Origin of the sequence: Parasphingorhabdus halotolerans (genome assembly GCF_012516475.1) — a bacterium.
GTDB lineage: Bacteria > Pseudomonadota > Alphaproteobacteria > Sphingomonadales > Sphingomonadaceae > Parasphingorhabdus > Parasphingorhabdus halotolerans.
Map to the genome: position 1 here is coordinate 607,702 of NZ_CP051217.1, position 13,080 is coordinate 620,781.

Annotated in this window: 15 protein-coding genes and 1 tRNA gene; 8 read left to right on the forward strand and 8 right to left on the reverse strand. The window is 52.1% G+C overall.

Going from position 1 to position 13,080, the window contains the following annotated elements:
* Window positions 1-4: 4 nt before the first annotated feature.
* Together HF685_RS02920 and fabD are read right to left on the reverse strand one after the other, a co-directional pair.
* Window positions 5-430 carry a GNAT family N-acetyltransferase gene (locus HF685_RS02920; protein WP_168818229.1) on the reverse strand — a complete coding sequence of 142 codons (426 nt, stop codon included), beginning with the start codon at window positions 428-430 and terminating at the stop codon, window positions 5-7.
* Window positions 431-1,366, reverse strand: coding sequence for an ACP S-malonyltransferase (fabD, locus tag HF685_RS02925; RefSeq protein WP_168818230.1), 936 nt, complete (start codon window positions 1,364-1,366; stop codon window positions 431-433). It abuts the gene before it with no gap.
* Between the two features lie 220 nt (window positions 1,367-1,586).
* Here fabD and HF685_RS02930 point away from each other — a divergent pair, with 220 nt between their 5' ends.
* Together HF685_RS02930 and HF685_RS02935 are read left to right on the forward strand one after the other, a co-directional pair.
* Window positions 1,587-2,885 carry a phosphotransferase family protein gene (locus HF685_RS02930; protein WP_168818231.1) on the forward strand — a complete coding sequence of 433 codons (1,299 nt, stop codon included), beginning with the start codon at window positions 1,587-1,589 and terminating at the stop codon, window positions 2,883-2,885.
* Window positions 2,882-4,159: an acyl-CoA dehydrogenase family protein gene (locus HF685_RS02935; protein WP_168818232.1), complete on the forward strand. Its 1,278-nt coding sequence runs from the start codon at window positions 2,882-2,884 to the stop codon at window positions 4,157-4,159. The genes HF685_RS02930 and HF685_RS02935 overlap by 4 nt, the downstream gene beginning before the upstream one ends.
* Window positions 4,160-4,223: 64 nt before the next feature.
* Here the strand turns inward: HF685_RS02935 and HF685_RS16520 are convergent, their stop codons facing one another.
* Together HF685_RS16520 and HF685_RS16525 are read right to left on the reverse strand one after the other, a co-directional pair.
* Entirely contained in the window at window positions 4,224-4,565 is a 342-nt protein-coding gene (locus tag HF685_RS16520) for an enoyl-CoA hydratase-related protein (RefSeq protein ID WP_211051326.1), read from the reverse strand.
* On the reverse strand, window positions 4,523-5,050 hold the full coding sequence (locus HF685_RS16525; protein ID WP_211051328.1) for an enoyl-CoA hydratase/isomerase family protein: 528 nt from the start codon (window positions 5,048-5,050) through the stop codon (window positions 4,523-4,525). Before HF685_RS16525 ends, HF685_RS16520 begins: the two co-directional genes overlap by 43 nt.
* A gap of 478 nt (window positions 5,051-5,528) precedes the next feature.
* Here HF685_RS16525 and HF685_RS02945 point away from each other — a divergent pair, with 478 nt between their 5' ends.
* From HF685_RS02945 to HF685_RS02970, 6 genes are all read left to right on the forward strand, one after another.
* On the forward strand, window positions 5,529-5,807 hold the full coding sequence (locus HF685_RS02945) for a phage tail protein (RefSeq protein ID WP_168818233.1): 279 nt from the start codon (window positions 5,529-5,531) through the stop codon (window positions 5,805-5,807).
* A gap of 350 nt (window positions 5,808-6,157) precedes the next feature.
* The gene (gene rpsF / locus HF685_RS02950) at window positions 6,158-6,526 is read left to right on the forward strand and encodes a 30S ribosomal protein S6 (RefSeq protein ID WP_168818234.1); all 369 of its coding nucleotides are present in this window, start codon (window positions 6,158-6,160) and stop codon (window positions 6,524-6,526) included.
* 21 nt (window positions 6,527-6,547) lie between these two features.
* The gene (gene rpsR, locus HF685_RS02955) at window positions 6,548-6,772 is read left to right on the forward strand and encodes a 30S ribosomal protein S18 (RefSeq protein WP_168818235.1); all 225 of its coding nucleotides are present in this window, start codon (window positions 6,548-6,550) and stop codon (window positions 6,770-6,772) included.
* A gap of 10 nt (window positions 6,773-6,782) precedes the next feature.
* Window positions 6,783-7,448: a 50S ribosomal protein L9 gene (gene rplI / locus HF685_RS02960; RefSeq protein WP_168818236.1), complete on the forward strand. Its 666-nt coding sequence runs from the start codon at window positions 6,783-6,785 to the stop codon at window positions 7,446-7,448.
* Between the two features lie 91 nt (window positions 7,449-7,539).
* Entirely contained in the window at window positions 7,540-8,589 is a 1,050-nt protein-coding gene (locus tag HF685_RS02965) for a hypothetical protein (RefSeq protein WP_168818237.1), read from the forward strand.
* Window positions 8,589-9,245: a Fe2+-dependent dioxygenase gene (locus tag HF685_RS02970; protein WP_168818238.1), complete on the forward strand. Its 657-nt coding sequence runs from the start codon at window positions 8,589-8,591 to the stop codon at window positions 9,243-9,245. Before HF685_RS02965 ends, HF685_RS02970 begins: the two co-directional genes overlap by 1 nt.
* 54 nt (window positions 9,246-9,299) lie before the next feature.
* Here the strand turns inward: HF685_RS02970 and folE are convergent, their stop codons facing one another.
* The 4 genes from folE to HF685_RS02990 form a co-directional block, all read right to left on the reverse strand.
* Window positions 9,300-9,920: a GTP cyclohydrolase I FolE gene (gene folE, locus HF685_RS02975; RefSeq protein ID WP_425500170.1), complete on the reverse strand. Its 621-nt coding sequence runs from the start codon at window positions 9,918-9,920 to the stop codon at window positions 9,300-9,302.
* Window positions 9,921-10,024: 104 nt separating this feature from the next.
* A tRNA-Arg gene (locus HF685_RS02980) sits at window positions 10,025-10,101 on the reverse strand.
* Between the two features lie 52 nt (window positions 10,102-10,153).
* Window positions 10,154-12,832: a pyruvate, phosphate dikinase gene (gene ppdK / locus HF685_RS02985; protein WP_168818239.1), complete on the reverse strand. Its 2,679-nt coding sequence runs from the start codon at window positions 12,830-12,832 to the stop codon at window positions 10,154-10,156.
* A 3-nt stretch (window positions 12,833-12,835) separates the two neighbouring features.
* Window positions 12,836-13,066, reverse strand: coding sequence for a DALR anticodon-binding domain-containing protein (locus tag HF685_RS02990; RefSeq protein ID WP_168821151.1), 231 nt, complete (start codon window positions 13,064-13,066; stop codon window positions 12,836-12,838).
* Window positions 13,067-13,080: the final 14 nt, after the last annotated feature.

The window sequence follows — 13,080 nt, forward strand, 5'->3', positions numbered from 1 at the left end:
TTCCTCACCAGTCCAGATAATAGATTACCGCATCCTCCTGGGTTGCGGCATGTTTTTTGTAAAGCCCTCTCGCCGCTAGATTGTCAGGCTCCGTCCCCAGCCATATTTCATCAATACCCGCTTCATCAGCGCGATCGAAAAGTGCGGCTATCAGTGAATCGGCAATTCCCTTTCGCCGCCAAACATCTCCCGTGCCGATCTCGTTCAGAAAAATTTCCGTTCCCTTGTCCGGCGTTTGCAGCACAACTGACATACATTGACCCACAATCAGACCATCGACAACGGCAACAGCAAGCCAGTTCATTGCATTGGCGAGATAGACATCGACGAATTCGGTTTGGATGGATTTGTCAAACACACCTTCTGCAACATCATCCAGCAGGGAACGGTTGGATGTGTCAATCCAGACAATGGCATGGGACTGAACCAATTACAGTCCTTTCAGAAACCCTTCAATTTCATCCATCGAAATAAGGCTGCTGGCTTCCACGTCCTTGTTGATCCGCTTGACCATGCCACCCAGCACCTTTCCGCCGAATTCGACAAATTGCTCGACACCGGCTTCCGCCATATTGCCAACCGATTCCCTCCAACGCACGGTTCCGGTCACTTGCTCAACCAATAAACGGCGGATTTCGTCGGTATCACTTACCGCATGTGCTGTGACATTGGCGAATACCGGTACGACGGGAGGTAATATGGTAACTTCTGCCAGCGCTGCATCCATCGCTTCTGCTGCCGGTGTCATCAAGGAACAATGAAAAGGTGCGGATACCGGCAAGAGAACGCCACGCTTAATATCATGATCCTTCACCGCTTCGATAGCGCGTTGTATAGCGCCGATATGACCGGAGATAACAACCTGCGTCGGATCATTGTCATTGGCAACGGTGCAGACCTCTCCTTCGGCTGATGCTTTCGCCAGTCCCGATGCCTTCTTGATGTCGGCACCAAGCAAAGCCGCCATGCCGCCCTCGCCTACCGGCACAGCCTTTTGCATCGATTGGCCGCGCAGCTTCAGCAATTCGGCAGTCGTGGTCAGGTTCACTGCGCCAGCGGCGCAAAGCGCGGTGTATTCGCCCAAACTATGCCCGGCAACGAATGCACAAAGGTCGGAAAGCGATTTTCCACCTTCTTTTTCCATCACCCGAAGCGTGGCAATAGCATTGGCCATGATAGCTGGCTGCGCGTTTTCGGTGAGTAGCAGCTCCTCTTCGGGGCCTTCGCACATCAGTTTGAATAAATTCTGATCCAGCGCGTGGTCGACCTCCTGGAAGACCTCGCGGGCTGTGCTGCTGGCCGCAGCCAATTCTTTGCCCATACCCACAGCCTGGCTACCCTGCCCCGGAAAAATAAATGCTCGCATATGTGCCCCTTCGTTCTTTGTTACTTTCGCAAGTAAGAGCCTTTGGAACCCCATGCAAGTTTCCACTCTGGTTTTCCAAAACCATTGCAAATATTAATCAGGCGATTAAACCAATGGCATGCATGATAAGCTCCAGCAAAAATTAGAGGTCTTCTGTCAAAATCGGTTTGGTAATTTTGGAGCACTGTCAAATCTTGCTCGACTTTCAGGCGGTGCCAGCATGGAGAGTTGGGCTTTTGATTATAGTGACGAGGAATTTGTCCTGCGCCGCCTGCCATCCGGCATTTCTTCTGACGACGAAGGATTGCGTGGAGTTCCACTAGGCACTCAGGCAGACGTCATTGAATTGGCGGTAAAATCAGGCGTCACCGCGCCGATCGTAAAAGCGCGCCTCACATCTGTCGATGGCTTGGGCGAAGGTTTTGTGATGCTCCGCGCAAAGGGAGAAACGCTGCCGCACAAAATACTTGGCAACCCAGATTACGCGATCGCTGAAGCGAATTTGACCGAACATTGCGCGGTGGAATTGGCACGTATTCACGCTATGGATTTAACAACAATCTCGGAAAAATTGGAATATTTTACACCCAAACAGTTGATACAATTACAAAAAGACAAATATCACGAAATTGGTGGCGCTATCCCCATTTACGAATACGCATTCCGTTGGCTTTTCGAAAACGCACCGGAAACCGAGGTAAAGAAACTTGTCCACGGTGATTTCCGTATGGGCAATCTGATGATCGGCCCTTCCGGCATTTCTGCGGTTCTGGATTGGGAACTAGCGCGCATCGGCGATCCCGTTCAGGATCTCGCGTATCTCTGCACGCCTAGCTGGCGATTTGGCAATTATGAGAAAGTCGCGGGTGGCTTTGACACGGCAGAGAATTTTTTGGACGCCTATTCCGAGCAGACCGGCGAAACAGTTGATCCTGATCGTTTCCGCTTCTGGCTCGTGTATTCGACCCTCTGGTGGGGTGTTGCCTGCATGGTAATGGGTGAAATCTGGCGTAGCGGCGGTGATCGGTCGCTGGAACGCACAGTGATTGGCCGCCGGGTATCCGAGGTCGAAATTGATCTGGCATTATTGTTCGAAGAAATGCTGCCGCTGGAAGTCTGCACCGTGCTGGACTGGAAAGCACCCCAGCCTGAAACAATTGAAGGCGAAACGGGCTACGGCGAAGTTCTAACCGCATTGTCTGACTGGAACAAGGAAACCGTTCAGCCCGGATTGAAAGGTCATGAGAAATTCCAGTCCCGGGTTGCCGGAAACGCTCTGGGCATTTTGCAACGACGTTTTGATTGGGGCGATCGGTTTGCAACCACGAGTGACAAGCGCCTGGCCGCTATCGGATATGATTATGGACAGTTTTGCCAAGCTCTTTCAGATGGGTCCCTGGATATGTTAGCGCCGGGCGTGTGGGATCATCTCAGGTTGTCGGCGCTGGAACGTTTGTCGATCGATCAACCAAAATATGCGGGCCTGAAGGTGGCCCTAAAGAAATGGAGCACATCATGAGCAATTTTGAAATCCCGCAGGAAATAGAAGGCTATCTCGACGTGCTCGACCAGTTTATCGAAGACGAAATAAAGCCGATCGAGCAACGCGATGATAATATACGGTTTTTCGACCATCGCCGAGAGGATGCACGGACCAATTGGGAAGATCAGGGACTTCCAACCAAAGAGTGGGAAGATTTACTGGTCGAGATGCGCCGCACCGCCGACGCTGCCGGTCATTACCGCTATGCGCTGCCGAAACAGTTTGGCGGGCAGGATGGCACGAATCTGGGAATGGCGCGGATCAGGGAACATCTGGCGCACAAGGGCCTTGGATTGCACAACGACCTCCAGAATGAAAATTCCATCGTCGGCAATCTGGTGCAACCTCTGATGCTTCGGGATTTTGGTACAGAGCAGCAAAAGAAGGACTATATTCCCGAGATGCTCGCCGGACGCATGGGTTGGTGCTTTGGCCTTACCGAAAAAGATCATGGTTCTGACGCGACATGGATGGACACCACGGCGGTACCGGAAACCCGCGATGGCGTTGACGGCTGGTTGATCAATGGCAACAAGATGTGGACCACCGGCTTGCATAAGGCCTCACACGTTATGACTTTTGCGCGGCATAGCGGCAAGGATGGTGACGCGAAGGGTATTGGCTGTTTCATCGTTCCGGTCGATACGGAGGGCTTCGAGATCGGCGAATATATGTGGACATTCAATATGCCCACTGACCATCCAAAATGCAGCTATACCAATGTATGGATTCCTGCCGATGCGGTGCTGGGTGATCTCGATATGGGCCTGGCCTGTGCGCAGCATTTTGTCCACGAAAACAGAATTCGTCAGGCGGCTTCTTCCTTGGGGGCTGCGCAATATTGCATCGATGAATCAGTCAAATATGCCGGCGAACGCAAACCATTTGGCAAGCCGCTATCAGTTAATCAGGGCATCCAGTTCCCGTTGGTTGAACTGCACACCGAAGCGGCGATGCTGCGACAGTTAATTTATGCGACCGCGGCAAAGATGGACACGATGCCAAAGCCGGACGTCGCCAAATATCTCTCGGCGCAGGTCAGTATGTGCAACTACCGCGCGAACCGCCTCTGCTGTGACGCTGCCGACCGCGCAATGCAGGTCCATGGCGGCATGGGCTATTCCCGGCACAAACCCTTTGAGCATATTTATCGGCATCACCGCCGCTACCGGATCACTGAAGGCGCGGAAGAAATTCAAATGCGCAAAATTGGTGGGGATATGTTCGGGTTTTTGAACAGAAAGAAATAGATGTAGCGGCTGCTAGCTATAACATTAGTGCGGAGCAAAAGCGAGAAAAGTGGGTGAAAGAAATTCAGCCAAACAGCCGTTTTCGCTCTTGCAGCGCCGCTTTCATTCCTTTTTCATGAACCAACTTGAAAAATGCCAGGAAGACAGGACTTTGATGAAATTCAGCGTCCAGATTAGACGCTTCGCGAGTGGATTTTTCTAAACTCATATTATTATAAAAATTGTTGGTTGCATGCTTTAAAATCATCAGGTGTTTGACCGGTGTTTTCGCAATGTCTGCCGCTAGGGCACGCGTTTCCTTTTCGAGGTCTGCGGAGGGCACGACCTTGTTAACAAGTCCCAGTTTTTCTGCCTCAACAGCGGTCATGCTGCGAGCAGTATAGAGCATTTCTTTTGTTTTGCGCATCCCGATCGTGAGCGGCCAAAAGAAGACTGTCGGGGGATGCCCAGATCCCTGCCAGCAGGATGCCCAAAGCTGGCTTCTTCGCTGGCCACGACGAGATCAGAAACAGCGAGCAACTCACCCGCGCCGGAAAGACAGGCTCCCTGCACCTGACAAATAATAGGCTTGGGAAACCGCCACATATCGAGCCAATAGTCCAGCAGTGCATTAATATCTTTTTGATCTTGCTCCCGGTTAACGCCCTCCGGATGATTTGCAGGATATTGAGAGGTGATCCAATGTTCCTCATTGAGATCATAACCAACGCAAAACGCTCTTCCTGCCGATTTAAATATGACGACGGAGATATCGTCGTTTGTGGCAGCGCGCTCCAACTCTGTTTTGACTTCTGCCAGCAATTTTGGTGACAACGCGTTTAGCTTTTCGGGGCGGTTGAGCGTAATCGTAAGAATATTATTGGTAATCTCGGACAGTATGGTTTCAAACATCTCATACCCCTAAAATAATCGGTGCGTTTGTCGGCGACTGCGTGGTGCGCGTAATGTTAGCAGGTCAGATCTGACCATGACTTTGCATAATTCCTGCAATTTCGTAATTCCACAAGCCATTTCAGTATATTTATCGACATCCTTGGCGTTATAGAATTACCAAAGGCGCAGACAAAATTCAGATGCGCAAAATCGGCGGGGACATGTTCGGGTTTTTTGAGCCGGAAAAAAAATAAAAAGAAAAATAGAAAAACGTCGTTTTCTACGTAATGCACATTTTACAAACAGCTAGCGGTCATTCAACTTACGCCTCCGTAGCTGCCATAGCAGAACTGATCCGTTTTTCCTGATAACCGCATTTGTTAAACTTGCCAAATCCTGTAACATCCAAAGGGGCCGTGTGCCTATCCACAACGGAAGGGGCCCAGGCCTGTCCCAACGTAACCTAGGTTCTGTTGGCGGAACCGAGACCAACACAATGACCGTCGCGCAAATGCCGCAGCATAATCACGGTGTCAAACTGATCGCTGAGGGTAATGTGGGAACCACAGCCAACCCGACAGATGCCATGCTGTCTGTGTCAATCAACGGCGACAAAGTCTATGGTCCTGATACTACGGCCGCCGAAGTTCCAATGAATGCCAGGGCTATTCACCAGTCGAATATGGGCGGAGGTCAGTCGCAGAACAACATGCAGCCTTATCAAGCACTTATGTATTGTGTTGTAACCCAGGGTATCTTCCCTTCACGTAGCTAGCCGGAACTACACAACCGTTGAAAAAAGGGGGAGTATTTTCGAGTGCTCCCCTTTTTTTGCAAATTTCATCACATGATTGCCCAAGAAAGCGTGACCAGTGTCCGTTCATTTATACCCTATAGAAACGGACTTATTACAGCATTGGCAACAGCCTCACCATACGCGTCATATCGTAAGAACTCGCGCTCGCTCTAGGCACAACGCAAACCTTGCATTCCTCTAACAATTCCGCCATAGGCGCGGCTTCCGCGAGGTTTGCGCTGCCGAATCACGCGGAAAACAAAGAAGGCCGGAGGGGCGTGTCTGCATGGTGCGGCGTCAGCGATCGGTAGAAATGAAGGAAATACTGCATGCCAATGTATGAGCATGTCTTCCTCGCGCGTCAGGATTTGAGCCAGGCTCAGGTTGATGCTCTTGCGCAGGAAGCCACCAAAATTGTTGAAAGTAACGAAGGCAAAGTCGTTTTGACGGAAACTTGGGGCTTGCGCACGCTGGCCTACAAGATCCAGAAAAACCGCAAAGCGCACTATGTGATGCTGCGTCTCGACGCGCCAGGCACCGTTATTGCCGAACTGGAACGCCAGACCCGTATCAACGAAGACGTCCTCCGCTTCCTGACTATCCGCGTGGATGAGCATGAAGAAGGTCCGTCCATTATGATGCGCAAACCCGAACGTGATCGTGAACGCAAACCGCGCCGCGATTTCGACAACGATTAATCCAGAGAAGGAGTTATAAATATGGGACGTCCATTTTTCCGTCGCCGCAAAAGCTGCCCCTTTTCCGGTAAAAACGCCATTCCAATCGACTATAAAGATGTGAAGACGCTGGGCGGATATATTTCCGAACGCGGCAAGATCGTACCTAGTCGTATCACCGCAGTCTCCGCCAAGAAGCAGCGCGAATTGTCCAAAGCAATCAAACGCGCTCGTCATCTCGGCCTGCTGCCGTATCTCGTGAAGTAGGAGCAAGACTATGGATATTATTTTGCTCGAAAAAGTCGAGAAACTCGGCTGTATCGGTGATGTTGTTACCGTGAAGAACGGCTATGCCCGTAACTTCCTGTTACCGAACAAAAAAGCTCTGCGTGCTAACGAAGCCAACAAAAAGGTTTTTGAAGCCAATCGCAAGCAGATTGAAGCGGACAATGAAGCGAAACGCAAGGAAGCTGAATCAGCGTCCGGCAATGTGGATGGCAAGCAGATCGTTTTGATCCGTGCATCTTCTGCCAGCGGCCAGCTTTATGGTTCAGTTTCGGTTCGTGACATCGTTGAGGCGTTGAATGCCGATGGTGCCGCTGTTGAGAAAAGCATGGTCATTCTCGAGAAGCCAATTAAAACCATTGGTGTTTTCGATGTTCGTGTTCGTCTGCATCCTGAGGTCAATGTTACCATCCAGGCCAATGTTGCACGTTCGGATGACGAAGCTGATCTTCAGAAAGACGGCATCGACGTGATCGCACAGATGTTTGAGGAAGAGCAGGCTGAACTGGCTGCTGCTGCCTTGGCACCTGAAAGCGAAGATGATGGCTCTGAGGGTGATGCTTCTCCATCCGGCGACGAAACTGCTGATGAAACGGCCGCCGCCGATGAAGCAGCTGAAGCTGCGCCCGCAGAAGAAGGTTCTGAAGACAAAGGTTAACGTCTTCCTTTAAATCGATTGAAAAGCCCGGAGCTGGTGCGTTACATAGTAACCGTCCAACTTCGGGCTTTTTCATGAAAGAGAGAATCCATTGAACAACAATTGGCAGAATCAATTTTCGCGAGATGCCAGCCTGCTTGCACATTTGGTGGATTTGCCCAGCGATCAAGTCTTGATCTCCCACCTGAGTGAAGAAGATTATCGCAAGTCCAGTTTTCTTGATCAACGGATAATCACACCACAATTGCAAAGACAATTTGTTCCCTGGGATGCGCTTTCAAAAGTCCAACTTCCGCCAGCACCCTCCCCGCATTACATTTTCCACATCGGTCATGTCGGTTCGACACTGATTTCCCGATTGCTAGGCGAGATGGAGGGCCTTTTAGCGCTCAGGGAACCTCAGATTTTGCGGAATATCTGTGAAGTCTGGAAGACCATCGACGAACCGCACAGTTTCTGGCCTCCGGAGCGCTTTTCGACCCGCTTTCAACAAGCCATAGGCTGGCTCTCGCGTGGTTTTCGAAGCGACCAGCGTGTCATGATCAAGGCTAGTAGCTTTGTGAATGAAATTGCGACGCAATTATTGTTACCACAAAGCAAGGCGCTGTTTCTTTATGTTCCACTGCAACGTTATATTCCTACCATCCTGGCTGGTGAAGCCTCAATGCAGGAAACGTTGGTCATGGCCGGCGCCAGGTTGCAGAGACTCAACAACATATTGGGCGGTCAGCCGATAAATTTGTGGGAGTTGCCGCCAACCCATCGCGTAGCATTGAGCTGGTTGAGTGAATTGGCGACATTGCTAAACGCAAAAAAAGCACTTCCCGAAAGCGATATCCTCTGGATGAATTTTGACCATTTTCTTTCTGGACCCATTGGTCAACTGCAAAATCTTGCGGTTCATTTTAACCTTCCTTTGTCATCAAGCCAAGCTACGCAGTTGGTCTCTGGACCGATAATGTCTTCCTATTCCAAAGCCCCGGAACATGATTATAGCGCAAGCCTACGGGAAGAGTTGCTTGCAGAAGCATCGCAAAATCATGCTGCCCCAATCCGTTCAGCAATGCTATGGATTGGGCAACTGGCAGACCAGCACCCATTGGTGGCAGAGATACTCGAATTGACTGAAAAGAGGCGCTAATGTTCAAGCAATTAGACTTACTGGATCAATCTCAGGTCAATGAACTGAAGAAAATTGCTGCATCGGGAAAATTCGTCGATGGAAAAATCAGCAACCCGCATTCTAAAATAAAGAATAATCTCCAGCTGCACGATCATGATGCGTACAACAAATCGTCAAAAATCATGCTTGATGCGCTGATGTCCAATCGCGAGTTTGTCGATTTCGCTTTCCCGGAAAAAGTCGCTCCACCGCTGATCACCCGATATCAACCGGGAATGAATTACGGTCTGCATGCCGATAGTGCCATCATCCCTCTGCCCGATGGTCCAATCCGTTCCGATATTAGCTGCACAATCTTTCTCAGCGATGTGAATGACTCCAAAGGCGGTGCTTTGCATGTGACCCAAGGAGAAGCAGGGATGCGGTTCAAGGGGTTGCCAGGTACCGCTATTGTTTATCCATCTTATACTTTGCATGAAGTCGAACCGGTAACGGCAGGTGAACGCATGGTTGCGATCACGTTCATTCAGAGTAAAATCCCCGATGTTGTGAAACGCAATCTTCTGTATGAATTAAACGAAGTCGCGGCTCTTGAAGGTCTCAATATGAGGCATGAAAATTACACGCGTTTGCAGGCTGTCCAGTATAATCTGATGCGGCAATGGATGCGCTAAAGGACGGTGAATGCCGTGGCAAGTTTTGTTCTGCCCAACAACCCTCATGGTTAATCAATAGCCCATCAGGCTCATAACTTCCTTACGGCTCCTCGCATCTTCCAGAAAGCAGCCGAGCAGCCGTGACGTTGTCATTCCAACGCCCGGAGTACGAACGCCGCGCGCTGTCATACAGCTATGGCTAGCCTCAATCACCACCGCCACTCCATGTGGCTTGAGATTATCCCAGATGCATTCTGCCACTTCGGCCGTGAGCCGTTCTTGCACCTGCAAGCGCCGCGAGAAGCCATGCAACACGCGGGCAAGCTTGGAAATTCCAACAACTTTATCGGTCGGCATATAGGCGATGCTCGCTTTACCAATGATTGGCGCCATGTGGTGCTCACAATGCGAATGAAACGGAATGTCCTTCAGTAGCACAAGTTCGTCGTATCCGCCCACCTCTTCAAAAGTACGCGCCAGATGCATCGCGGGGTTTTCACCATAGCCTTCGCAATATTCTTTCCAGGCGCGGGCGACACGTTTTGGCGTATCAACCAGACCCTCTCGTGTCGGATCATCGCCTGCCCATTCCAACAGTGTTCGGACGGCATCTTGCACCTCATCCGGTACAGGAATTTTCTTAGCTTCCCGCTCGGCTAGAGCATCAGCAATCGAATTGGAATAATCGGCCAAGAGGGATTTCCTTAAAGTATCTGGACACCATAACCGCGATTTACGCTACCACGGCAGCAGGCGCAAGTGCACCAAAGGCCATCTCATCAATACTATCAGGGAAATGGCGCGCCCAGGAAGATTCGAACTCCCGACCCCTTGATTCGTAGTCAAGTACTCTATCCAGCTGAGCTATGGGCGCTAACCAGAGGGTGCAGATAGGGGGAGATGCCCCGCGTGGCAACCCATAATTGCTATTTTTTGGCCAATGCCGCTTGCGCTGCCGCAAGCCTTGCGATTGGCACTCGATATGGGGATGCGCTGACGTAATCGAGGCCGGTTTTCTCGCAGAATGCGATGGAGGCGGGATCGCCGCCATGCTCGCCGCAGATGCCTAGTTTAATGTCGGGTCGCCCCGCCCTGCCCCGCTCGGCGGCGATTTCAATCAACTGGCCGACCCCTTCAATATCAAGGCTGACGAAAGGATCGCGGGGGAATATGCCCTTATCGACATATTGGGTGAGAAAACGTCCCGCATCGTCGCGGGAGACGCCCAGTGTGGTCTGCGTCAGATCGTTGGTGCCAAAGCTGAAAAACTCACCATGTTCGGCGATTTTTCCGGCCATCAGGGCAGCACGCGGCAGTTCGATCATTGTGCCGACGAGATATTCTATCTCGCGTCCCTTTTCGGCGAACACTTCTTTCGCCATCCGGTCGACAACGTCTTTCATCAGTTCCAGTTCACGAGCGGTCGCAACCAGCGGGATCATCACCTCTGGAATCGGCGCTTCTCCGCTCTTCTCGGCCACTTCACATGCCGCTTCAAAAATTGCCCGCGCCTGCATTTCGTAGATTTCCGGATAGGTGACGCCAAGACGGCACCCGCGATGACCGAGCATCGGGTTAAACTCGTGAAGCTCGTTAGCGCGCTGTTTTAGTGTTTCAACCCCGACATCCGCGGCTTTCGCGACGTCTTCAAATTCCGATTGATGATGCGGCAAGAATTCGTGCAGCGGAGGATCTAGTAAGCGGATGGTCACCGGCAAGCCAACCATAACCTCGAAAATCTGCCGGAAATCGGCACGTTGTTCGGGTAGCAATTTCGCCAATGCCACCCGGCGTCCCGCTTCGTCAGGGGCTAGAATCATCTGGCGGACGTTGGTAATCCGGCTGGCGTCAAAGAACATATGTTCGGTGCGGCACAGGCCAATGCCCTCTGCACCAAAATCACGGGCAACCTGGCAATCATGTGGGGTTTCGGCATTGGTACGGACCCCGAGGCGGCGAACCTTGTCAGCCCAGACCATCAATACGCCGAAATCGCCGACCAGTTCGGGCTGGATCGTTTCGACCCGACCGGCCATCACCTGACCATTGCTGCCATCAATGGTCAGCATATCGCCCTCTTTCAGGGTGCGGTCTCCGACCTTCATTGCCTTGGTTTCGTTGTTGATTGAAATCGTACCAGCGCCGGAAACACACGGTCTACCCATGCCTCTGGCGACCACGGCCGCGTGTGACGTCATACCGCCACGCGCTGTCAGGATGCCTTTGGCGGCGTGCATGCCGCTGATATCTTCCGGAGAGGTTTCCACCCGCACCAATATGACATCATCGCCCAGTTCCGTGCGCCGTTCGGCGGTGTCGCTGTCGAACACAATCAATCCGCTCGCAGCGCCAGGAGAAGCGGGCAATCCTGTGGTCAGCACATCGCGGATGGCGTCGGGATCCAGAGTCGGGTGGAGCAATTGGTCAAGCGCCATCGGATCAACCCGCAGCACCGCCTCTTCTTCGGTAATCAGGCCATCATTCGCCATATCCACCGCGATTTTCAGCGCCGCCTTGGCAGTGCGCTTGCCCGAACGGGTCTGCAACATCCAAAGTTTCCCGCGCTCGACGGTGAATTCGATATCCTGCATATCGCGGTAATGGCGTTCGAGCAGGTCGAACACGTCGGTCAGCTCATTATAAGTGTCAGCCATCGCCTCTTCCATCGACAGCGGCTTGGCATTGGCCTCTTCGCGGGCGGCTTTGCTGAGATATTGCGGCGTACGAATGCCTGCAACAACATCCTCGCCCTGCGCGTTTATCAGCCACTCGCCATAATAAGCGGCATCGCCGGTGGAGGGATTGCGCGTAAAAGCTACGCCGGTCGCGCTGGTTTCGCCCATATTGCCGAATACCATCGCCTGCACGTTGACCGCCGTGCCCCATTCGGAAGGAATATCATTGAGACGGCGATAAATTTTGGCGCGTTCTGCCTGCCAGCTGCCAAATACAGCGCTTACCGCACCCCAGAGCTGGTCATTCACATCCTGCGGAAACGGTTTGCCCCACTCTTCCTCGACGAGCCCTTTATATTCGGCGACCAGCGCCTTCCAATGTTGAGCTTCCATCTCAGTATCTGTAAAAAAGCCATTGTCTTCCTTGGCTATTTCCAGCGCCTCTTCAAAAGCGTCATGATCGAGCTGCAGCACCACATCGGAATACATCTGGATGAAACGCCGATAACTGTCCCAGGCAAAACGCTCGTCGCCAGAAGTTTTAGCAAGCCCTTCCACAGTCTCATCGTTCAGCCCGAGATTGAGCACCGTGTCCATCATGCCCGGCATCGAGGCACGGGCGCCGGAACGCACAGAAACCAGCAATGGATCGGCCGCATCGCCAAATTTCTTGCCGGTCACGCTTTCGATATGCGCCACGCCCTGAGCCACTTCGGCGGTCAGGCTGTCGGGATATTTCCCGTCGTTGTTCATATATTCGGTGCACATTTCGGTGGAAATGGTAAAACCGGGAGGCACTGGCAGGCCGATATTGGCCATTTCCGCCAGATTCGCGCCCTTGCCGCCCAACAGGTTTACCGCATCGGATTTGACCGGAGGCGCGCCGTCTGCGTCCATTCCACCACCGAAACGATATACATATTGGGTCATATTCTAACCTTCAATTTTGGAGAAATCAGCGACAGTGTGGACAGCATCCCGCACCCGCGCCAGCAAAGCAAGCCTGGCAGCGCGCTTGGCGGGGTCATCGTCGTTTACGGTGACATTTTCGAAAAATGCGTCAATCGGCACGCGGAGAGACGCGAGCGCGGCCATGGCACCTTCGAAATCTTCGGCTTCGATGGCCGTTGCTGCCTTTGGCTCTGCGGTGTCGAGAGCGGTGATGAGGTCGCTTTCGG